Source organism: Arthrobacter sp. TJ-263, from assembly GCF_058269155.1.
In genome coordinates this window covers 76,361-98,491 of record NZ_JBZCNE010000001.1, presented here as the reverse complement: position 1 = coordinate 98,491, position 22,131 = coordinate 76,361, and the positions used below count along the sequence as shown (strand labels likewise).

18 protein-coding genes are annotated in these 22,131 nt (G+C 70.0%); 9 read left to right on the top strand and 9 right to left on the bottom strand.

From position 1 onward, the window contains the following. Positions 1–11 precede the first annotated feature (11 nt). Positions 12–2,147, bottom strand: coding sequence for a serine/threonine-protein kinase (locus AC4D2F_RS00430; RefSeq protein ID WP_490909070.1), 2,136 nt, complete (start codon positions 2,145–2,147; stop codon positions 12–14). A gap of 134 nt (positions 2,148–2,281) precedes the next feature. Between AC4D2F_RS00430 and AC4D2F_RS00425 the strand changes: the two genes are divergently transcribed. The 4 genes from AC4D2F_RS00425 to AC4D2F_RS00410 all read left to right on the top strand — a co-directional run bounded on the left by AC4D2F_RS00425 (position 2,282) and on the right by AC4D2F_RS00410 (position 5,274). Next, complete coding sequence (locus tag AC4D2F_RS00425) at positions 2,282–2,659, top strand: hypothetical protein (protein WP_490909069.1); 378 nt, start codon at positions 2,282–2,284, stop codon at positions 2,657–2,659. Positions 2,660–2,724: 65 nt separating this feature from the next. Continuing rightward, positions 2,725–3,453, top strand: a complete 729-nt coding sequence (lipB, locus tag AC4D2F_RS00420; protein WP_490909068.1) for a lipoyl(octanoyl) transferase LipB — start codon at positions 2,725–2,727, stop codon at positions 3,451–3,453. After that, positions 3,450–4,451 (top strand): lipoyl synthase, encoded by a 1,002-nt coding sequence (lipA, locus tag AC4D2F_RS00415; RefSeq protein WP_490909067.1) that lies wholly within the window; start codon positions 3,450–3,452, stop codon positions 4,449–4,451. The genes lipB and lipA overlap by 4 nt, the downstream gene beginning before the upstream one ends. A gap of 70 nt (positions 4,452–4,521) precedes the next feature. Next, on the top strand, positions 4,522–5,274 hold the full coding sequence (locus tag AC4D2F_RS00410) for a DUF4191 domain-containing protein (protein ID WP_490909065.1): 753 nt from the start codon (positions 4,522–4,524) through the stop codon (positions 5,272–5,274). Between the two features lie 87 nt (positions 5,275–5,361). Here AC4D2F_RS00410 and AC4D2F_RS00405 read toward each other — a convergent pair whose 3' ends face one another. Further along, complete coding sequence (locus tag AC4D2F_RS00405) at positions 5,362–5,799, bottom strand: RDD family protein (RefSeq protein ID WP_490909064.1); 438 nt, start codon at positions 5,797–5,799, stop codon at positions 5,362–5,364. A 251-nt stretch (positions 5,800–6,050) separates the two neighbouring features. Between AC4D2F_RS00405 and glnA (AC4D2F_RS00400) the strand changes: the two genes are divergently transcribed. Beyond that, the gene (gene glnA, locus AC4D2F_RS00400; protein ID WP_104164287.1) at positions 6,051–7,475 is read left to right on the top strand and encodes a type I glutamate--ammonia ligase; all 1,425 of its coding nucleotides are present in this window, start codon (positions 6,051–6,053) and stop codon (positions 7,473–7,475) included. 84 nt (positions 7,476–7,559) lie between these two features. On the opposite strand, the gene AC4D2F_RS00395 is transcribed toward glnA (AC4D2F_RS00400), so the two are convergent. Further along, positions 7,560–10,568 (bottom strand): bifunctional [glutamine synthetase] adenylyltransferase/[glutamine synthetase]-adenylyl-L-tyrosine phosphorylase, encoded by a 3,009-nt coding sequence (locus tag AC4D2F_RS00395; protein WP_490909063.1) that lies wholly within the window; start codon positions 10,566–10,568, stop codon positions 7,560–7,562. 33 nt (positions 10,569–10,601) lie between these two features. Continuing rightward, positions 10,602–11,942, bottom strand: coding sequence for a type I glutamate--ammonia ligase (gene glnA / locus AC4D2F_RS00390; protein ID WP_104164283.1), 1,341 nt, complete (start codon positions 11,940–11,942; stop codon positions 10,602–10,604). Between the two features lie 279 nt (positions 11,943–12,221). Here glnA (AC4D2F_RS00390) and panB point away from each other — a divergent pair, with 279 nt between their 5' ends. Beyond that, positions 12,222–13,091 carry a 3-methyl-2-oxobutanoate hydroxymethyltransferase gene (gene panB, locus AC4D2F_RS00385; RefSeq protein WP_490909062.1) on the top strand — a complete coding sequence of 290 codons (870 nt, stop codon included), beginning with the start codon at positions 12,222–12,224 and terminating at the stop codon, positions 13,089–13,091. A 17-nt stretch (positions 13,092–13,108) separates the two neighbouring features. Here the strand turns inward: panB and AC4D2F_RS00380 are convergent, their stop codons facing one another. Further along, positions 13,109–13,273 carry an SPOR domain-containing protein gene (locus AC4D2F_RS00380; RefSeq protein ID WP_146067326.1) on the bottom strand — a complete coding sequence of 55 codons (165 nt, stop codon included), beginning with the start codon at positions 13,271–13,273 and terminating at the stop codon, positions 13,109–13,111. Between the two features lie 97 nt (positions 13,274–13,370). On the opposite strand from AC4D2F_RS00380, the gene map reads away from it, so the two are divergent. Beyond that, positions 13,371–14,249: a type I methionyl aminopeptidase gene (map, locus tag AC4D2F_RS00375; RefSeq protein WP_104164279.1), complete on the top strand. Its 879-nt coding sequence runs from the start codon at positions 13,371–13,373 to the stop codon at positions 14,247–14,249. Between the two features lie 91 nt (positions 14,250–14,340). Beyond that, a complete protein-coding gene (gene ppgK / locus AC4D2F_RS00370) occupies positions 14,341–15,153 on the top strand; it encodes a polyphosphate--glucose phosphotransferase (RefSeq protein ID WP_104164277.1) in 813 nt (270 codons plus the stop codon). Between the two features lie 111 nt (positions 15,154–15,264). Here ppgK and nrdR read toward each other — a convergent pair whose 3' ends face one another. The 3 genes from nrdR to AC4D2F_RS00355 form a co-directional block, all read right to left on the bottom strand. After that, complete coding sequence (gene nrdR, locus AC4D2F_RS00365) at positions 15,265–15,765, bottom strand: transcriptional regulator NrdR (protein WP_104164275.1); 501 nt, start codon at positions 15,763–15,765, stop codon at positions 15,265–15,267. A gap of 139 nt (positions 15,766–15,904) precedes the next feature. Beyond that, positions 15,905–17,269, bottom strand: coding sequence for a histidinol dehydrogenase (hisD, locus tag AC4D2F_RS00360; RefSeq protein ID WP_490909061.1), 1,365 nt, complete (start codon positions 17,267–17,269; stop codon positions 15,905–15,907). Positions 17,270–17,337: 68 nt separating this feature from the next. Beyond that, a complete protein-coding gene (locus AC4D2F_RS00355) occupies positions 17,338–17,865 on the bottom strand; it encodes a hypothetical protein (RefSeq protein WP_490909060.1) in 528 nt (175 codons plus the stop codon). Positions 17,866–17,951: 86 nt separating this feature from the next. Between AC4D2F_RS00355 and AC4D2F_RS00350 the strand changes: the two genes are divergently transcribed. Beyond that, positions 17,952–18,482: a flavin reductase family protein gene (locus tag AC4D2F_RS00350; RefSeq protein WP_258069611.1), complete on the top strand. Its 531-nt coding sequence runs from the start codon at positions 17,952–17,954 to the stop codon at positions 18,480–18,482. 41 nt (positions 18,483–18,523) lie between these two features. Here the strand turns inward: AC4D2F_RS00350 and dnaE are convergent, their stop codons facing one another. Further along, positions 18,524–22,063, bottom strand: coding sequence for a DNA polymerase III subunit alpha (gene dnaE / locus AC4D2F_RS00345; protein ID WP_490909059.1), 3,540 nt, complete (start codon positions 22,061–22,063; stop codon positions 18,524–18,526). Between the last annotated feature and the right edge of the window lie 68 nt (positions 22,064–22,131).

Sequence of the window (22,131 nt, the reverse complement as noted above, 5' to 3'; positions counted from 1 at the left end):
GACGGCACGGCTCAGGCGGGCGACGCGACGACGGAGTGGATCCGCCACCCGTCGGCGGACCCCCACAGGATGAAGATCAGCTCCTGCCGGTCGGCCGCCATGAGCGGGCCCGGCCCGGATCCCTGCAGGGCCGGTGCCGACGCCGTCTCGGTGTAGGAGGACAGCGCCGCCGTCGCCCGGACCACGGACACCTCGGTGGATCGCGGCGGGTCGGTGACCGCCGGGAGACTCGCGAGCGCCGGGAGGTCTGCCAGCTCCGCGTCCGTCAGGGCGGCCGGGTCCCGGATGTCGATCGACAGGTCGCGCAGAGCCCTGCCCGTCCCGGCGAGCGCACCGACCGCTTCCCGATCCGCCGCCATCGCCGGCGACCCCGCGACGTCGACCATGGTGAGCAGGTCCGGATCCGCCTCGGCGAAGGCCCGTGCCCTCGCGTCGGCCAGTCCATGCAGCGCGACGGCGGGATCACCGGTTCGTGCTGCCCGGTCCGTGTCGGGGCTGCCGGTGCCCGTCCCGTCCCGGGCCGGGTCCGCGCCCGGCCGCTCCTTCCCCCCGCCGGCCTCGCTCCGATCCGACGGGCCGGGGTCCGCAGGGTCCGGCCCGGGATTCGCCGGGGCCCCGCCGGGGACGGCACGGGGAGCGGCGCCGCGCACGGCGTCGGGTGCGGCGTCGGGTGCACGACCGGCCGCCGGCTCCGTGGAACGGACGACGTCGAGGGTCAGGGCCATCCCTGCGACGAGCAGCACGACGGCGGCGACCCCGGCCAGGAGCGTCAGCACGCCCCGGGTACGCCGCTCCCGCGAACCGGAGCGGCCCCGCTGCCGGGACACCGGGCCCGCTCGACGGGAAGCAGGGGCCTGCCCTCGACCCCGACGGCGTCCTCCCCGTGGCCGTGCTCCCGGCACGGACCCTCCTGGACTGCGTGGTCCCCGGAGCCGTGCTTCCTGGGAGCTGCCTCCGGGCAGGCGTTCTGCGCGCACGGCCCCCGGTCCACCCCCACCGGCGGACGGGCGGATGCCGCCCGGCCGCCTCCACCGGGACGGCGGATCGCCGGGAGGCGGGTCGGCCCGTCGGGTCAGCAGCTCCGGCAGGACGCTCGCATGCACCGCCGGCACGAGGTCGATGGGAGCCGGCGCCGAGCCGGCCAGCAGGCCGCGGGCGAAGTGGTCCGCGGTGGGGCGTCGGTCCCTGTCGGAGCTCAATGCATCCTCGATGAGCTGCATGAGCTCCAGGGGTACCTCCGGGACGATCAGTGTGAGCGGCGGCCGCTGCTCGGCGGGTCCGGGGATCCGGCCGGTCAGGGCGAACCAGGCCACGGCCGCCAGGGCGAAGACGTCGGCGCCGGCGTCGAACGACCCGTCGTGGAGCGGATCGAGGAAGCCGGGGGTCCCCGCGACGCCGTCCCGCCCGGCTCCCAGGAGGCGTCCGGTCCCGACATCACCGAGGAGTGGCTTGCCCTCGGCCGTGAAGAGGATGTTCCCCGGCGTCACGTCCCCGTGCAGGGCGCCGGCGCCGTGCAGGTAGCCGAGAGCCTGCGCCACCGGGACCAGGGCTGTCACGACCTCGGGGATCGGCAGCGGTCCACGGCTCGTGACGAGGGCGAGGAGCGAGCCGCCCGGGGCGAGGTCCATCAGCAGGCCGGGGCCCTGATCCGTCTCGACGACGCCGTGCACCCTGACCAGGTGATCATGGGCGAACCGCTGCAGGAACCTCAGTTCGCGCACGAGGACGCTCACGCCCACGCCGCCCCCGACGCCGGATGACGGGGAGGGCGCCGCAGCACCGTTCGACCCCGCACCGGAGGCGGGCGACGGCGCAGCGCCGGTGGCAGCGCGCCTCCCGCGACGGCCCGGCACCACGGCCCGCTCCGCGCCTCGTCCCTCCGCGGCACCCGCAGGAACCGGTGCGAGCACCTTCAGGGCGAGACGCCGACCCTCGTCGTCTGTCACCAGCCATACCGCGGAGGATTCGCCGCGTCCCAGGAGACGCCCGACCCGCAGTCCCGGGACGGCCGGCCGCTCTGCGTCGTCGGGATCCGCGCTCACCGTCCCGTCCGGTACGTTGGGCGGGAATGCGGCATCCCCCGCCGCAGTGCCCGTCGTCGTGCCTGCTGAAGGCCTCGCCGCCATCGACCCGGTGTCATCGTCCATGGTCCAGTTCTAGGGCACGTGAGCCGTCCGCGCGGGTTATCCACAGCCCAGCCGGCGACGCGCTCCGGACCCGATTGCAGCACTAGAACATTTGTTCTATTTTTAATGCACAGTTCCGGACGAGGCAGGTAGTCATGAAACGCACTCCCCCTGATGCAACCGAGGCCTGGCGTCCTGTGGACGAGGCCGTCCGACTCACCTTCGAGGACGTCGACGGCCTCCCGCAGCCCTGCCGGCTGCGCTGGCGGGGCTCCCTGTGGCAGGTGGTGGGTCCCCGTCGTCACTGGTCCACGTGGCGGGCACTGCCCTCGACGCGGGCGGACAGGGAGGACGTGCGGCCGGTCCACCCGTGGCGGGCCGACTTCTGGCGGTTCCGGGCCCAGACCGGCCCCGTCTCCCCGATCCTCCACTTCGAGGTGCGGCGCGCGGGGACGGACTGGCGACTGGTCCGCCTCGGTGCGACCTTCGACCTCCCCGATCGCTCCGAGGACCGGCACGGATCGCCGTGCTGACCGTGCAGGCCCGGCCCGGAGGACGGCGGCAGGACGGTGTCGCCGGGCAGGACTAGGCTTGTGCCATGACCCTTGTGCTCTCACGCGTCGGCCTCGCTCCGGATTTCATCGAGTACACACAGGGGTGGGAGATGCAGAAATCACTTCACGCCCGGGTGGTGGAGGGCGCCGCGCCGAGCACCGTCCTGCTCCTCGAACACAGCCCCGTCTACACGGCAGGCAAACGCACCGAAGATCACGAGCGGCCCTTCGACGGCACACCCGTGGTGCCCGTCGATCGTGGCGGCAAACTCACCTGGCACGGGCCAGGACAGCTGGTCGGATACCCGGTCCTCGCGCTGCGGGATCCGGCGCGCGTCGCCGACTACGTCCACACCCTGGAGGAGGTCATTATCGCCTCCCTGCGCCCCCTCGGGATCGACGGCATCAGGATCGACGGGCGTTCCGGGGTCTGGCTCGCGGAGACCGGCGCGCGACCCGCGCGCAAGATCGCGGCCATCGGCATCCGCGTGAGGAACCGCGTCACCATGCACGGCTTCGCCGTCAACTGCAGCAACGACCTCGCGCCCTTCCAGCAGATCGTCCCCTGCGGCATCGCGGACGCCGGCGTCACCTCCATCTCCGCCGAATGCGGCCGCACGGTCACCCCGGCCGATCTCGTTTCGTCGATCGAGGCGGGACTGCGCAAGAATGAGGCGGTGCTGGTGGGCAACGATGACACCGGGACACCCCACCCTGCCGGTGCCGGCACGTCCGGCCCCGCCCAGAACCAGCCAGAAGGAGCTTCCCTGTGAGTCTTGCACCCGAGGGCCGCCGACTGCTGCGCGTCGAGGCGCGCAATGCCGAGACACCGGTGGAGCGAAAGCCCGACTGGATCAAGGCCAAGGTCAACATCGGCCCGGAATTCGTGTCCATGAAGAACCTGGTGAAGAAGGAGGGCCTGCACACCGTCTGCGAGGAAGCAGGCTGCCCCAACATCTTCGAGTGCTGGGAGGATCGGGAGGCCACGTTCCTGATCGGCGGCTCCGAGTGCACCCGGCGGTGCGACTTCTGCCAGATCGACACCGGCAAGCCGCAGCCCCTCGACCGCAGCGAGCCCTTCAAGGTCGCCCAGTCGGTGCAGTCGATGAACCTGCGCTACGCCACCGTCACCGGCGTCGCGCGCGACGACCTGCCCGACGAGGGTGTGTGGCTCTACGCCGAGACCATCCGGCAGATCCACAGCATGAACCCGGGCACGGGCGTGGAGATCCTCATCCCCGACTTCTCCGGCCGCCCCGAGCACATCGCCGCGATCTGCGACGCGGCCCCGGAGGTCTTCGCGCACAACGTCGAGACGGTCCCCCGCATCTTCAAGCGGATCCGGCCGGCATTCCGCTACGAGCGCTCCCTCGACGTCATCACCCAGGGACGCGACCGCGGCATGGTGACGAAGTCGAACCTCATCCTCGGGATGGGCGAGACCCGGGAAGAGATCTCCGAAGCCCTCCGCGACCTGCACGACGCCGGCTGCGACCTCATCACGATCACGCAGTACCTGCGCCCGAGCGAGCGCCACCTCCCGGTGGACCGCTGGGTGAAGCCCGGCGAGTTCGTCGAACTGAGCGAGGAAGCCGAGGCGATCGGATTCCTCGGCGTCATGAGCGGCCCCCTCGTGCGCTCGTCGTACCGCGCCGGCCGCCTCTGGGCGCGCGCCATGCGGAAGAAGGGCCTCGAGCTCCCCCCGGAACTCGCCCACCTGGACGAGTCCGGAACCGCCCTGCAGGAAGCGTCCTCGCTCCTCGCCGGCTGACCTGCCCGCCGCACACGACGGCGGGCAGTCCGGCCGCCGCTCCCCCGCCATCCCGTAGAATCGAAGAACTATGTCGCACACGATCGATCCTTCCGGTTCCCCCACGCCCAAACGCCGCCTGTTCTCCCGCAAGCCGAAGGCCGCGAAGGGCCCGAAGAAGACCGGGCGAATGAAGCAGGTCTCCGAGGTCTTCAAGATGACCCGGCGCAACGATCCGAGCGTCGTCTGGTTCATGCTGCTGGCGTTCGTCGGCATCATCGCCCTGGGGCTGCTGATCGGGCTGCTGATCGACAACGTCGTCACGCTGATGATCATCGCCATCCCGCTCGCGTTCCTCGCCGCGATCTTCATCCTGTCGCGCCGGGCCGAACGTGCGGCGTTCTCGCAGATCGAGGGGAAGCCGGGCGCGGCCGGAGCCGCCCTGAGCGTCCTGCGTCGCGGCTGGATCCTCCAGGAGCAGCCCGTCGCCGTGAACCCGCGCACCCAGGACGCCGTGTTCCGCGTGATCGGTCGCCCGGGAGTCATCCTCGTCTCGGAGGGTCCGTCCACCCGGGTCAAGCAGCTCGTGGACGGCGAGAAACGCAAGATGGCCCGCATCATCCCCAACGTGCCCGTCCACGTGATCGAGACCGGCCGTGACGATCGTCAGGTCCCCCTGTCGAAGCTCCCGAAGACCGTCCAGAAGCTCAAGAAGACCCTCACCAAGCAGGAGGTTTCGGCCGTGGACAAGCGGCTGAGCGCCCTCGGTACGAAGCTCCCGATCCCCAAGGGCGTGGACCCGTTCAAGGCCCGGCCCGACCGGAAGGCGATGCGCGGGCGCTGACCCGCGGGTCGCCGTGCCGGTCTCGCTGACACACGAGGAGCCCTTCCCGTCGGGAGGGGCTCCTCGTCGTCCGGTCCGTCGTGCCGGCTAGATGCGGAAGAGCCCGGTCCGGCGCACCCGGTCATGGATTCCACGCTGGTCCGCGTCGATGATGAGCGCCGGGATCACGAGGCACAGGAGCACGCTCCGGATGATCGCGGTGAGATAGCCCGCCGGCCTGCCGTCCAGGGTCTGCACCTGCATGCGCAGGATGCGATGCCCGATGCTGTAGCCGAAGAACCCGACGAACAGGATCTGTTCGGCGAGGAAGAGGTACAGCGTGGCGAAGGAATCGTACCCGAAGAACGCTGCGGACAGCAGCGAGCAGATGACCCAGTCGATCAGGAGCGCCGCGGCCCTCGGCCCGAATCGGGCGATCGACCCCGGACCCGCTTCGGGCCGTCCTAGCCGCTGGCCGGGCCACTGCTGGTTGCCCGACGGTGAGGGGCCTTCCATCCACGAGCCGAGGTCATGTCTACTTACCACGCCTCCAGCGTACCCGGCGGTGAGCGGCCCCATTATGCCCCCCACCTCAGGGACGCGCTAGGGTGGGAGACGCACTTCCCCTCATGTAACGTCCCGGAAACAACGGCGACACCAGCGAGAAACTGCCCGCTCCTACAGTTGGAGCGAGACGGCGGCAGCGTCCCACTCCGCCGGAGTTCGTGACTTCCCGCGCGGTGCAGGGGCACGCGCTGGCGCCCAGTCTTTCCCCCAGCCCTGCGATAGGAGCATGAATGTTCAAGAATGCGGACGAAGTCCTCAAATTCATCGCCGACGAAGACATCAAGTTCGTCGATGTCCGGTTCACCGACCTGCCCGGCGTGCAGCAGCACTTCAACGTCCCCGCCAAGACGGTCGACGCGGACTTCTTCATCCACGGGCAGCTCTTCGACGGCTCCTCCATCCGCGGCTTCCAGGGCATCGCCGAGTCCGACATGCAGCTGATCCCGGACGTGACGACGGCGTTCATCGATACGTTCCGCGTCGAGAAGACCCTCGCCCTGAACTTCTCCATCGTCAACCCGCGCACCGGCGACCCCTACCACCGCGATCCGCGCAGCGTCGCCGAGCGGGCCGAAGCGTACCTCTCCTCGACCGGCATCGCGGACACGGCGTTCTTCGCCCCCGAGGCCGAGTTCTTCATCTTCGACAACGTGCAGTACGAGTCCTCCCCCCAGGGCAGCTTCTACAAGGTGGACTCCATCGAGGCACCCTGGAACAGCGGCCGCGAGGAGGTCGGCGGTAACCTCGGCAACAAGACGCCGTTCAAGGGCGGCTACTTCCCGGTGTCCCCCGTCGACAAGCAGGCGGACCTGCGCGACGCGATCTGCGTCGAACTGGACAAGGCGGGCCTCGAGGTCGAGCGATCCCACCACGAGGTCGGCGGCGCCGGCCAGGCCGAGATCAACTACAAGTTCACGACCATGACGCACGCTGCGGACGACCTGCAGAAGTTCAAGTACATCGTCAAGAACGTCTCGAACGCCTGGGGCAAGTCCGCCACCTTCATGCCGAAGCCCGTCTTCGGCGACAACGGCTCCGGCATGCACTGCCACCAGTCCCTGTGGAGCAACGGCCAGCCGCTGTTCTACGACGAGCGCGGTTACGCCGGACTCTCGGACATGGCCCGCTGGTACATCGGTGGCCTGCTCAAGCACGCGTCCGCCGTCCTGGCCTTCACCAACCCGACGGTCAACTCCTACCGCCGCCTGGTCAAGGGCTTCGAGGCCCCGGTCAACATGGTCTACTCGCAGGGCAACCGCTCCGCCGGCATCCGGATCCCGATCACCGGGTCCAACCCGAAGGCCAAGCGCATCGAGTTCCGCGCGCCGGACCCGTCGTCGAACCCGTACCTCGCCTTCGCCGCGCAGCTCATGGCCGGCCTCGACGGGATCAAGAACCGCATCGAGCCCGCTGACCCCATCGACAAGGACCTCTACGAGCTCCCCGCCGAGGAGGCCAAGGACATCCAGAAGGCTCCCGGCTCGCTCGAGGAGGCCCTCCTGGCCCTCGAGGCGGACAACGAGTTCCTGCAGGCGGGCGACGTCTTCACGCAGGACCTGATCGACACGTGGATCGAGTACAAGCGCGAGATGGAGATCAAGCCGCTCTCCCTGCGCCCGAACCCCTACGAGTTCGAGCTCTACTACGGCGTCTAGCAGCACCCCGCACCACATGCGACGGCGGTCGTCCCCACTGCGGGGGCGGCCGCCGTCGCCGGTCCCGCAGCAGGAACGGGAGCGCTAGTACCCGTAGAAGTGCCGCTCGAAGATGCTTCGGCTGCGCCTCGTCATCCGGAGGTAGTCCTCCTCCAGGTGGGAGCCGCTGTCCGGACCGTAGCCGCACCAGCGCGCCACCGCCTCGAGGTCGCGGCGTGAGGACGGCAGCAGGTCGGACCCCCGGCCGCTCCAGATGAGGTTCGCCGCACGGATCCGGGTGGCCAGGGTCCAGCTGCCGCGCAGCATGGCGACGTCCTCCGCCGGGACCAGCCCTTCGGCCTCGATCACCTGGAGCGCGGCGAGGGTGGACTGCACGCGCAGGGCCGGAAGAGCATGCGCGTGCTGCAGCTGGAGGAGCTGCACCAGCCACTCGACGTCGCTGAGGGCACCGCGCCCCAGCTTCAGGTGCCGCGAGGGGTCGGCCCCGCGCGGTAGCCGTTCCGCCTCGACACGCGCCTTGATGCGCCGGATCTCGCGGACGTCGCTCTCGGCGAGGTCGCGGGGATACCGTACGGGGTCGATGAGGTCCAGGAATTCGGTGGCGAGGCCGTCGTCGCCCGCCAGTGGGCGGGCCCTCAGGAGCGCCTGCGCCTCCCACACGAGCGACCAGCGGCGGTAGTACTCGCGGTAGGAGCCGATCGAGCGGACCATCGGGCCCTGCTTGCCCTCCGGGCGGAGGGCGGCATCGATCTCCAGCACGCGTTCGGCGAGCACGGCGGGCTTGCAGGGCTGGGTGAGCAGCGCGACCAGCCGTGCGACGATCGTCTCCGCCTGCTTCTGCGCCGCGGACTCGTCCGCCCCGGGTCGTGGCCGGTGCACGTAGATGACGTCGGCGTCGGACCCGTACGTGATCTCGCGGCCGCCCTGGCGTCCCATCGCCATGACGACGACGTCGGTGAGCTGCTCCTCGCGCGCGGACACCTGGTTCTCGGCCACGTGCAGGGCACCGAGGACCGCCGCCCGGTCGGTGTCGGACAGCGCCTCCCCTACCTCCGCCTGGGACAGCAGGCCCGAGCTGTCGGCGACGGCGATCCTCAGCAGCTCGCGGCGCCGGATGAGGCGGATCAGGCGGATGGCATCCTCGGGCTCCGGGTGCCTGGACATCTTCGACCGGATCTCGTGCCACTGGGCCTCGAAGGTCTCCGGGACGAGCTCGGCGTCGGAGCCCAGCCACTGCGTCGATTCCGGGGACACCTCCAGCAGATCGGTGATGAACCGGCTGCTCGACAGGACGGCGCAGAGGCGTTCCGCCGCAGCGTTGGAATCGCGCAGCATGCCCAGGTACCAGTGGCTCTCGCCGAGCGATTCGCTGAGCCGACGGAACCCGAGGAGCCCGGCGTCGGGATCGACGCCGTCGGCGAACCAGCCCAGCAGGATGGGCAGGAGTTGCCGCTGCAGCAGTGCGCGTCGCCGGAGCCCACCGGTGAGCGCCTCGATGTGGCGCATCGCGCCCCGCGGATCCTGGTAGCCCAGCGCCGCGAGGCGTGCCTGCGCCGCCTCCGCGGTGAGCTGCACGTCCTCGGGCCGGAGCGTCGCCGCGGTGTTGAGCAGGGGCCGGTAGAAGATCGATTCGTGGAGCCGCCGGACGAGGCGCCGCGTGGACTGCCATTTGTCGTGGAGGCTCTGGGCGCTCGGACGTACCCGCACCATGCATCCCTCGGAGGACCGCGCGAGGGCGCGCAGCGACGTCTCGTCCTCGGGCATCAGGTGGGTGCGGCGCATCTGCATGAGCTGGATCCTGTGCTCGAGGACCCGCAGGTAGCGGTAGGAGTCGTCGAGGTCCAGCGCGTCGGAGCGCCCCACGTACCCGGCGGCGCTCAGGGCGGCGATGGCGGAGACGGTGTCGCGGACCCGCAGCGACTCGTCCAGCCGTCCGTGGACGAGCTGCAGCAGCTGCACGGTGAACTCGACGTCGCGGAGGCCGCCCGGGCCGAGCTTCAGCTGGCGTGCCTCCTCGTCGCGCGCGATGTTGTCCGTGACGCGGCGGCGCATGGCCCTGACGCCCTCGACGAAACCCTCCCGCTGCGACGACGCCCAGATGAGCGGGGCGATGGCCTCCTCGTACCGCCGGCCGAGGTCGGCGTCCCCTGCCGCGGCCCGGGCCTTCAGGAGGGCCTGGAACTCCCAGGTCTTGGCCCACCGCTCGTAGTAGGACACGTGTGACTGCAGCGTCCGCACGAGCTGGCCGTCCTTGCCCTCCGGCCGGAGGTTCGCGTCCACCTCCCACAGGGCCGGCTCCGGACCGGGCGAGTACACGCCCCGGGACATGCCGGACGCGAGTCCCGTCCCGATCCGGGTGAGCGTCGTGTCGTCGAGGTCCTCCCCCTCCACCACGTAGACGACGTCGACGTCGGAGATGTAGTTCAGTTCGCGGGCACCGCACTTGCCCATCGCGATCACGGCGAGCCTGACCCGGGCGACGACGTCGGGCCCGTACACCTCGCCGAGTTCCGCCCGCGCGACGGCGAGCGACGCCTCCAGCGCGGCGGCGGCGAGGTCCGCGAGTTCACGCGCGACGACGGGCAGGTAGTCGACGGGCGCACAGTGCCCGAGGTCGCGGACGGCGAGGTCCGTGAGGAGCCTCCGGTAGGCGACCCGGAGCCGACAGTACGCATCGACGCCGACGACGCCCGCGACGGGATTGGCCGCGGCCGGATCGGCGTCGACGGAGCCGAGCAACTCGGCGCGCAGCCCCTCGGGAGCGACGACCGGCGGCGTAGCCGGCCTGGTCCTCACGACGTCCAGGTGTTCGGGGCGGCGCATGAGGAACTCCCCGAGCGCCTCGGTGGCGCCCAGCAGCCGGAACAGGAGGCCGCGTCGGCCTTCGTCGGAGAAGGCCGCCGTGACCGCCGTGCGATCCACCGCCAGGAGCCTCACGAAGGACTGCAGCGCCATGTCCGGGTTGGCGGACAGGGCGAGACCGGCGAAGAGGTCGTCGTCGTCGAGGCCACGCAGTTCCGGGGCGTCGAGGAAACGCCGGCTCTTCTCGAGGTCCGTGAAGCCGTAGCTGATCAGCTTGCGGTTGAGGCTCATGCCCCAACCCTAGCCATGTCCTCCGGGACGGCCTTACAGGATGTTGAGGTTCCGGCGCAGCTCGTAGGGTGTCACCTGGATGCGGTAGTCGTGCCACTCCGCGCGCTTGTTCCGCAGGAAGTTCTCGAAGACCTGCTCGCCCAGGATGTCGGCGACGAGCTCGGACTCCTCCATGACGCGGATGGCGTCGTGCAGGCTGGCGGGGAGGGGGTCGTGTCCCATGGCGCGGCGCTCGGCGGCAGTCAGGCTCCAGACGTCGTCCTCGGCGGCCGGCGGCAGGTCGTAGCCCTCCTCGATGCCCTTCAGGCCCGCGCCCAGGAGCACCGAGTACGCGAGGTAGGGGTTGCTCGCGGAATCGATGCCACGGTACTCGATGCGCGCGGACTGGCCCTTGTTGGGCTTGTAGAGGGGCACCCGCACCAGGGCGGAGCGGTTGTTGTGGCCCCAGGACAGGTAGCTCGGCGCCTCGCCGCCACCCCAGAGCCGCTTGAAGGAGTTCACGAACTGGTTGGTCACGGCGGTGAACTCGGGGGCGTGCCGGAGGATGCCGGCGATGAACTGGCGTGCGGTCTTCGACAGCTGGAACTCGGCGCCCGCCTCGTAGAACGCGTTCGTATCGCCCTCGAACAGCGAGAAGTGGGTGTGCATCCCGGACCCGGGATGCTCGGAGAAGGGCTTCGGCATGAAGGTCGCATAGCTGCCCGAGGTCAGGGCAACCTCCTTGATGATGGTGCGGAACGTCATGATGTTGTCCGCGGTCTGCAGCGCGTCGGCATAGCGCAGGTCGATCTCGTTCTGCCCGGGCCCCGCCTCGTGGTGGCTGAACTCCACGGAGATGCCCACGGACTCGAGCATCGCCACGGCCGTCCGCCGGAAATCCTGGGCCACGCCGCCCGGCACGTGGTCGAAGTAGCCTGCCTGGTCCACCGGCACGGGCTGGCCGTCCGCGCCCGGTTCCGCGGACTTCAGCAGGTAGAACTCGATCTCCGGGTGCGTGTAGCAGGTGAACCCCATGTCGGCGGCCTTCGCGAGGGTCTTCTTGAGGACCCCGCGCGGGTCGGCGGTGGACGGCCGGCCGTCCGGGGTGAGGATGTCGCAGAACATCCGGGACGTCTGCTCCTTCTCGCCGCGCCAGGGCAGGATCTGGAAGGTCGACGGGTCCGGCTGGGCCAGCATGTCGGACTCGTACACCCGCGCGAGCCCCTCGATGGAGGACCCGTCGAACCCGAGGCCCTCCTCGAACGCACCCTCGACCTCGGCCGGGGCGAGCGCCACCGACTTCAGGGACCCGACGACGTCGGTGAACCACAGCCGTACGTAGCGCACGTCCCGCTCCTCGATGGTGCGCAGTACGAATTCCTGCTGCCGGTCCATGACAACCTCATTCCTCGAATCGATGCCCGGACCGCTCGGTCGGGGCGGCAGGCACTACCTGCCCGGGACGCCCTGCTCCGGCGCCGCGGGCCGCCCGCACGGCTCAGGGCCGCCCCGGGCGCGCGTGAGGCGCCGTCATCACTCTACTGATCCGCGGGCCCGGAACATGCGCGGCCGCGCCTCGCCATTCTCGCGCGCCCGTGTTAACGGCCGGTTACGGCGGGCGGCCCGCCTCGAGCGGCCCCAGGACGGCGCAGCGCCGTCCGATAGTCTCGTGTCATGACTTCCGCCGAATTGCCCGCCCCCTACGGAGCGGGCGCAGGCACGACGCCGACCCCGCCCGCAGCCACCCCGACCGGCCGCATCCGCATCCACCACCTGCAGCAGGCCAAGGAGAACGGCACGCGGTTCGCGATGCTGACGGCGTACGACCAGTACGCGGCGCAGGTGTTCGACGAGGCCGGCATCGAGGTGCTCCTCATCGGCGATTCGGCCGCCAACAACGTCCTCGGACACGCCACGACGCTGCCCATCACGCTGGACGAGATGATCCTCTTCAGCCGGGCGGTGAGCACGGCGGCCCGGCGGGCCCTCGTCGTCGCCGACCTGCCCTTCGGCAGCTACGAGGTGTCCCCCCAGCAGGCCGTCGAATCCTCGGTCCGCCTCCTGAAGGAGGGCCTGGTGCACGCCGTGAAGATGGAGGGTGGCGCCGAGTACGCCGGAACGGTCCGGGCGCTCGTGCGCGCCGGCATCCCGGTCATGGCGCACATCGGCTTCACGCCGCAGAGCGAGCACGCGCTCGGCGGGTACCGGGTCCAGGGGCGCGGGGACGCATCGCAGCGCATCGTCGACGACGCCGTCGCCCTCGCCGACGCCGGGGCCTTCTGCATCCTCATGGAGATGGTGCCCAGCAGGACCGCGGACGCCGTCGAGGCCGCCGTGCGCGTACCGACGATCGGCATCGGGGCCGGCCCGGGCACGACGGGCCAGGTGCTGGTGTGGCAGGACATGGCGGGGCTGCGCGGCGGCCGGCAGGCGAGATTCGTCAAGCAGTACGCGGACGTCCGGACGGTCCTCACGGATGCCGCCCGCGCCTACGCGGACGACGTCCGGGCCGGCACGTTCCCCGGCCCCGAGCACACGTTCTAGCTGTACGGCCCGGGGGCCTACGCGTCGTCGTCCCGGTCCCAGGCCTCGTTGCGCTGCTGGACCTTCTCGAGGGCCTTCTCGGCCTCGGCCCTCGTCGCATACGGTCCGATGAGCTGCGACCAGTCCGACTGCCGGTCCTCCTCGATCTCGTGCGTGCGCACGTTGAACCAGTACTCCGTCATGTCGACCTCCTCGATCCGGGCGCGGAACGTGGTGTCCGCCGGCCGGTCCGGCAGCGCCTTTTCGGCCGCCGACCAGCGCCCGCTATAGAATCAGGGTATGCCCCAGACTTCCGCCGCCGCGCCCCTTGGGACTTTGACGCCCGGCGCCATCTCGCCCCAGCGCCCCGTTCCCCGGGGTATCGCACGCCCGGAGTACGTGGGCCGCAAGGCGCCCGCCCCCTTCACCGGATCCGAGGTGAAGACGCCGGAGACGATCGAGAAGATCCGTGTGGCCGGCAGGATCGCCGCCCAGGCCATCGTCGAGGTCGGCAACCACGCGAAACCGGGCGTGACCACCGACGAGCTCGACCGGGTCGGCCACGAGTTCCTGCTCGACCACGGCGCCTATCCCTCGACGCTCGGGTACCGGGGGTTCCCCAAGTCGCTGTGCTCGTCACTGAACGAGGTCATCTGCCACGGCATCCCGGACTCCACCGTGATCGAGGACGGGGACATCCTGAACATCGACATCACGGCCTTCAAGGACGGCGTGCACGGCGACACGAACTACACCTTCTGCATCGGCGACGTCGACGAGGAGTCCCGCCTGCTCGTCGAGCGCACGCAGGAATCCCTCAACCGCGCCATCCGCGCGGTCGCACCGGGCCGCGAGATCAACGTCATCGGCCGCACCATCGAGTCCTACGCGAAGCGCTTCGGTTATGGTGTTGTCCGTGACTTCACCGGGCACGGCGTGGGCGAGGCGTTCCACACCGGGCTGATCATCCCGCACTACGACGCCGCCCCGGCGTACAACCGCGTGATCGAGCCGGGGATGGTCTTCACGATCGAACCGATGCTCACGCTCGGGACCGTCGACTGGACCATGTGGGCGGACGACTGGACCGTCGTGACGAAGGACCGGAAGAGGACGGCGCAGTTCGAGCACACTCTCCTGGTCACCGATCGCGGCGCCGAGGTCCTGACCCTCCCGTAGTACCGCCTCAGCGATCCACTCCGCACGCTGCACCACGACCATGTCCGGCACGCGCCGGACGACGCCTCAACCCATCCGTCGAGAGAGAGTCATGCCCAAGGACACCGAGAAGAAGAAATCGAAGAAGCTCCCCGCCACGGTCATCGGCGTGGACATCGGCGGCACGGGCATCAAGGGCGGCATCGTCGACCTCGAGAAGGGTGTGATCGTCGGCGAACGGTACCGGATCCCGACGCCGAAGCCCTCGACGCCCGAGGCCGTCGCCGAGGTGGTCGCCCAGATCGTCGCGGAGCTCTCCTCCCGGCCCGAAGGCCCTGCTGCCGACGTCCCGGTGGGCGTCACCTTCCCCGCCATCATCCAGCACGGCATCGCCCGGTCCGCGGCGAACGTGGACAAGAGCTGGGTCGACACCGACGTCGACGGCCTCTTCAGCAAGGTCCTCGGCCGGGAGGTCCACGTGATCAACGACGCCGACGCCGCCGGTCTCGCGGAGGTCCGCTACGGGGCCGGCAAGGGCAGGATGGGCACGGTCCTCGTGATCACCCTGGGTACGGGTATCGGTTCGGCGTTCATCTTCGACGGGAAGCTGGTGCCGAACGCGGAGCTCGGCCACCTCGAGATCGACGGGCACGACGCCGAGACGAAGGCGTCCGCCGTCGCCCGTGAGCGGGACGGCATCGACTGGGACGAGTACGCCGTCCGCCTCCAGCGCTACTTCTCGCACGTGGAGTTCCTCTTCTCCCCCGAACTGTTCATCGTGGGCGGGGGGATCTCGAAGCGCAGCAGCGAGTACCTGCCGTCGCTGGAGCTGCGCACCCCGATCATCCCGGCACAGCTGAAGAACCAGGCGGGGATCGTCGGCGGGGCGCTGCAGGCCGCACTGCTCTCCGGCCCGAAGGCCTGACGTCGGAGAACCCCGGACGCCTGCTCCCCCGCCTCGGCGACGCGGGAGGGACGTGGAACCGGTGGTGGCGTCGGCTTCCCCTCCGCAGCCACCACCGGGGTCTGTAGGGCGCTAATGCGCCGTCAAGGGCCGCTGCATCCCGGTGGGGACGCGCTGCCCGTGGTCCTCGTTCTGCCGGCGCAGGGTTCCGATGGCCTCCTCGAAGTCCTCGAGGGACTCGAACCCCTGGTACACGCTGGCGAACCGCAGGTAGGCGATCTGGTCGAGCTTCCGGAGCGGCTCGAGGATGGCGAGCCCCACCTCGTGCGCGTCGATCTCCGCGACGCCGCTGGCCCGGACGTTCTCCTCGACCTCCTGCGCCAGGAGGGCGAGGTCGTCCTCGGTCACCGGGCGGCCCTGGCAGGCCTTGCGGACACCGTTGATGATCTTGGACCGGCTGAACGGTTCGCCGGCTCCGGAGCGCTTGACCACGCTGAGACTCGTCGTCTCCACGGTGCTGAAGCGGCGGCCGCACTGCGGGCACTGGCGACGGCGCCGGATCGCGGATCCGTCGTCCGCGAGGCGGCTGTCGACGACGCGGGAGTCGGGGTTACGGCAGTACGGACAGTACATGGGTCCCTCCCGCTCCGTAGGCCGTTCCAACAACGTGCCGAGACCAGTTTAGGACTACATGTAGTGAAACAACAACACTGTAATTACCAGATGTAGTGGCCGACCGCAGGAGTGGGTGCGGCGTGGGTGCGGCCGCGGATCAGGATGCGCCGGCGTCAAAACGGGCCGCGACGGCCTCCCCGTGCGCGGGGAGGTTCTCGGCCTCCGCCAGCGAGAGGATCGAGGACGCGACCTCACGCAGCGCCTCGCGGTCGTAGTGCACGAGCTGGACGGCGCGCAGGAAGGTCGTCACGTTGAGCCCGGAGGCGAAGGCGGCCGTCCCGCTGGTGGGCAGGACGTGGTTGGACCCCGCGCAGTAGTCCCCGAGGCTGACCGGGCTGTAGGCGCCGATGAAGACGGCGCCGGCGTTGCGGATGCGCCCGGCGACCTCCGCCGCGTCGATGGTCTGGATCTCGAGGTGCTCGGCCGCGTAGGCGTCGCACACGGCGATCCCGTGCTCGACGTCGTCGACCAGGATCACGCCGGACTGCGGCCCGGACAGGGCGGTCCGCACCCGCTCCGCATGGCGCGTCCGGGCGGCACGGGCCTCGAGTGCCCGGACGACGGCGGCCGCGAGCTCCTCGGAGTCCGTCACCAGGACGGACGCCGCCTGGGGATCGTGTTCCGCCTGGCTCACGAGGTCCGCGGCGACGAGGTCGGGGTCGGCGCTCGCGTCGGCGAGGACGGCGATCTCCGTGGTGCCGGCCTCCGAGTCGATGCCGACCTGGCCGCGGACCAGCCGCTTGGCCGTGGCCACGAATACGTTGCCGGGCCCGGTGACGACGTCCACGGGATCGATGTCCCGGCCGGTCCCCGAGTGGTCCCGGATCCCGTAGGCGAGGGCGGCGACGGCCTGGGCGCCGCCCATGGCGTACACCTCGGTGACGCCGAGCATGGCGGCGGCGGCGAGGATCACGGGGTGCGGCCAGCCGCCGAACTCCTTCTGCGGGGGCGAGGCGAGGGCGATCGATCCGACGCCGGCGGCCTGCGCGGGCACCACGTTCATGACCACGGAGGACGGGTAGACGGCGAGCCCGCCGGGCACGTAGAGGCCGACCCGGTCCACGGGGATCCACTTGTGCGTCAGGTGCGCTCCGGGCGCCACCTGCACGTCCACGTCGTCCGGCACCTGGGCCCGGGCGAAGACGCGCGCCCGCCGGATGGCCTCCTCGAGCGCGGCCCGGACGTCGTCGTCCAGGCCGGCGAGGGCGGCGTCCACGACTTCGGCCGGCACCCGCGGGTGCTCCTGCTCGACGCCGTCGAAGCGCAGGGCGAGTTCCCGGAGGGTCTCGATGCCGCGGGCACGGACATCGTCGATGATGGCCTGCACGGCGGCTTCCGAGGAGCGGGCATCCGCGGCGGCGCGCGGCATAGCCCTCTTCAGGTCGCCCGGCGAGAGGGTCCGGCCGCGCAGGTCGATGGTGCGGAAGCCGACGGTCGGGGAGGTGCTGGACGGTGGATTCACCCTGAGAGTCTATCGGGAGTGCCGTACGCCCGCTCACCCACGGGCGTCCCTCCCGACAGGCGCCGTGGTCAGGTCCGGCGGCGCGCGAGGCCGATGAGGGCCGTGGCGAAGATGATGACGGCGGCGACGGCCGGCCAGATGGCCAGGGCGCCGTAGGAGTGCAGCAGGAAGTCGGATCCGGGCAGCCCGTCCTGCCCGTGCGGTCCGAGCAGGTACGCGAGGCCCTCCCCGACGGCGAGGGCGAGGAGGGAGCCGAGGGCGGACCCGCCGACGGCGGCAAGGATGCGCGCCACCGCGGCGGGCAGCATGAGCCGCAGGGCCACCACGGTGCCGACGGCGATCCCGGCGACGAGTTCGAGGCCGGCGAGGGTGAGGTCCCGGAGGAGCCACTGGTCGGCGGAGGACGGATCGCCGAACAGGCGTCCGGTGGGAGCGAGGAGCCACCATGCGGCGCCCACGACGGCGCCCAGGAGGATCGTGGACCCGAGCCACCAGAAGACCCCGGCGGGCGGCACCGATCGCCGGTCCTCGGCCACGGAGTAGACGGGAGGCGGGTAGTTGCTCGGTCCGGTGGCCGGTTCCTTGCTGGCACGCATGACTTCTACATTAACAAACCGCTCCGCGCCCGGGGTGCGCGCCTAGGGTTGGGGTGTCCAACGCCGAGAGCCCCCGGAGGAACCACGTGAGCAATCCAGGCACCGCCGCGCCGCCATCGACCTCGCCCACGGGCGTGCACGCGGAGTCCTTCCGCGAGGTCTTCCGCCGCCATGCCGCCGGCGTGGCCATCATCACCGCCACCTACGACGGCGTGCCCTACGGTTTCACGGCGACGTCCGTGGCGTCGCTGTCCGCCGAACCGCCGCGCTTCTCGTTCAACATGGCGCGGTCCTCGTCCTCGTGGCCGGCCGTCGCGAACACCAGCTTCGTGGGCGTCCACATGCTCAGCACCGAGAACGAGGGCCTGGCGAACCGCTTCGCGCGCACGAAGGACCGGTTCACGGGCGACCACTGGGAGCCGGGACCGGAGGGCGTCCCGATCCTCCGGGACGTCGCCGGCTGGCTCGTGGGACGCATCAGCATGCGCCTGTCCTTCGAGAACAACGCCGTGGTCGTCGCGGAGGTGGTCGCGGGGACCATCGGTCGCGACGGCGCTCCCCTCCTGTACCACGGCGGCAGTTACGGGACGCCGACGGCCACCGACTACGTCATCTGACACAACGTCATCTGACGCCGGCACCCGCCCGGACGTGCCGGTCAGGCGTCGAGGCAGGCCGGCCCGAACAGGATCTTGAGGTCCCCGAAGAGTCCCGGTGTCGGGTTGACGCGCAGGTCAACGCCCAGCTTCATCACCTCGACCTTCCGCGAGCCGTTGAGCCGGATCAGCACCTCACTGGTCCCGGGGTGTGTCCTCAGCACGTCACCCAGCGCCGTGACCGCGGTCTCCGTCGCCTTGTGCTGCAGCATGGAGATCACCACCGGCCCGGAGTGCCCCTCGCTGAGGTCCGGCACCGTCAGTTCCTGCGCGTTGAGCATCACGGCGCCGTCGTCGCGGCGCTGGAGACGGCCGCGCACCACGACGATCAGGTCCTCCGCGAGGACCGCCGAGATGGGGCCGTAGACCTGGCCGAAGAACATGACCTCCATGGACCCTGCGAGGTCCTCGACCTCCGCCCGCGCGTAGGCGTTGCCGCTGTTCTTGGCGATCCTGCGCTGGAGCGAGGTGATCATGCCGGCGATGGTGACGATCGCACCGTCCGCCGGCCCCTCCTCGCTGATGATGGACGGGATGGAGGAGTCGGCGTGCTGGCCGAGGATGCCCTCCAGCCCCTGGAGGGGGTGGTCCGAGACGTACAGGCCGAGCATGTCCCGTTCGAAGGACAGCTTGTCCTTCTTGTCCCACTCGGGCAGGTCCGGCACCTCGACGGACAGGCCGCCCACGACGCCTCCGGCGTCGTCGAACGCACTGAAGAGGTCGAACTGGTTCGCCGCCTCGTTGCGCTTGAGGACGATCACGGAATCCACGGCCTCCTCGTGGATCATCGCGAGGGCGCGCCGCGGATGCCGCAGGGAGTCGAAGGCGCCGGCCTTGATCAGGGATTCGATGGTGCGCTTGTTGCAGACGACGGCGGGCACCTTCTGCAGGAAGTCGCTGAACGAGGTGAACGCCCCCTTCTCCTCCCGCGCCCCCACCATCGCGCCGACGACGTTCGCGCCGACGTTGCGGATCGCGCCCATGCCGAAGCGGATGTCCTTGCCGACCGGGGTGAAGTTCACGCTCGACTCGTTGACGTCCGGCGGCAGGACGGTGATGCCCATGCGGCGGCACTCGTTGAGGTAGATCGCCAGCTTGTCCTTGTCGTCGCCCACGCTCGTGAGCAGTGCCGCCATGTACTCGGCCGGGAAGTGCGCCTTGAGGTACGCCGTCCAGTAGGACACGAGCCCGTACGCCGCGGTGTGTGCCTTGTTGAACGCGTAGTCGGAGAAGGATTCGAGGACGATCCACAGCTTGTCCATCGCGGCCTGCGAGAAGCCGTTGGCCTTCATGCCCGCGAAGAAGTCGGCCTGCTGCTTGTCCAGCTCGGACTTCTTCTTCTTGCCCATCGCGCGGCGGAGCATGTCCGCCTGGCCGAGCGTGAAGTTCGCCAGCTTCTGGGCGGCGCTCATCACCTGCTCCTGGTAGACGATGAGGCCGTACGTGCCGCCGAGGATCTCCTCGAGCGGCCCCTCGAGCTCGGGGTGGATCGGCTCGATGTCCTGCAGGCCGTTCTTGCGCAGGGCGTAGTTCGTGTGCGAGTTCACGCCCATCGGACCGGGCCGGTACAGCGCCAGGACGGCGGAGATGTCCTCGAAGTTGTCGGGGCGCATGAGCTTCAGCAGCGACCGCATGGGCCCGCCGTCGAGCTGGAACACGCCCAGCGTGTCGCCGCGTGCCAGGAGTTCGTAGGACTCCTTGTCGTCGAGTTCCAGGTCCTCCAGGACGAGGTCGACGCCCTTGTTGGCCTTGATGTTCTCGACGGCGTCCGTGATGATCGTCAGGTTCCTCAGGCCGAGGAAGTCCATCTTGATCAGTCCGAGGCCCTCGCAGGTGGGGTAGTCGAACTGGGTGATGATCTGGCCGTCCTGCTCACGGCGCATGATCGGGATGATGTCGATCAGCGGGTCGGAGGACATGATGACGCCGGCGGCATGTACGCCCCACTGGCGCTTCAGGCCCTCGAGGCCGAGGGCCGTCTCGAACACCTTCTCGGAGTCGGCGTCGGTCTTCAGGAGCTCACGCAGCTCCTCCGCCTCGGAGTAGCGCTTGGCGTCCTTGTTGTGCACGTCGGCCAGGGCGAGGCCCTTGCCCATGACGTCCGGCGGCATGGCCTTGGTGAGCCGCTCCCCTGTGGAGAACGGGTACCCCATGACGCGGGAGGAGTCCTTGAGCGCCTGCTTGGCCTTGATGGTGCCGTACGTGACGATCATGGCCACGCGCTCGTCGCCGTACTTCTCGGTCACGTACCGGATGACCTCCGCGCGGCGCCGATCATCGAAGTCGACGTCGAAGTCGGGCATCGAGACGCGCTCGGGGTTGAGGAAGCGCTCGAAGATCAGGCCGTGCTTCAGGGGGTCGAGGTCGGTGATGCGCATCGCGTACGCCACCATGGACCCGGCACCCGAGCCGCGGCCCGGCCCCACCCGGATGCCGTTGTTCTTCGCCCAGTTGATGAAGTCGGCGACCACGAGGAAGTAGCCGGGGAAGCCCATCTGCGTGATGACGCCGACCTCGAACTCCGCCTGCTTGCGGACGTCGTCGGGTACGCCCGCCGGGTAGCGGTACTGCAGCCCGGTCTCGACCTCCTTGACGAACCAGGACTGCTCGTTCTCGCCCTCCGGCACGGGGAACCGGGGCATGTAGTTGGCCTTGGTGTTGAACTCGACGTCGCACCGTTCGGCGATGAGCAGCGTGTTGTCGCAGGCTTCCGGGTAGTCGCGGAAGATGGCGCGCATCTCGGCGGGCGACTTCAGGTAGAACTCGTCGGCGTCGAACTTGAAGCGCTTCGGGTCCGCGAGGGTGGACCCGGACTGGACGCACAGCAGGGCCGCGTGGGCCTTGGAGTCCTCGGCGTGCGTGTAGTGCAGGTCGTTGGTGGCCACGAGCGGCAGCCCGAGGTCCTTCGCGAGCCTGATCAGGTCCGCCTTGACGTTCCGCTCGATGTCGAGCCCGTGGTCCATCAGTTCGCAGAAGTAGTTCTCCGCCCCGAAGATGTCGCGGAAGTCCGACGCCGCCTGCCGCGCCTCGTCGTACAGGCCGAGCCGGAGCTTGGTCTGGACCTCGCCGGACGGACAGCCCGTGGTGGCGATGAGCCCCTTGCCGTAGGTCTGCAGGAGGTCCCGGTCCATGCGCGGCTTGTAGAGGTAGCCCTCGAGGGAGGCGAGGGAGGACATCCGGAAGAGGTTGTGCATGCCCTCGGTGGTCTCCGACCAGAGGGTCATGTGGGTGTAGGCGCCCGCACCGGAGACGTCGTCGCGCCCGCCGCCGCCCCACTGCACGCGGGTGCGGTCGTTCCTGGCGGTCCCCGGGGTGAGGTAGGCCTCCACGCCGATGATGGGCTTGATGCCGGCGCTGGTGGCCTTGCTCCAGAAGTCGAAGGCCCCGAAGACGAACCCGTGGTCCGTGGTGGCGAGGGCCTTCATGCCGAGTTCCTCGGTGTGGCTGAAGAGGTCCGTCAGCCGGGCGGCGCCGTCGAGCATCGAGTACTCGGTGTGGTTGTGGAGATGGACGAACGAATCTGTTGATGCAGGAGTAGCCACCCCCCGAGTCTAGTGCTCCCCCTACCCCGCGGCGGGCCCCGGGCGTGTCGTCCGGGGTCGCCCCGGCG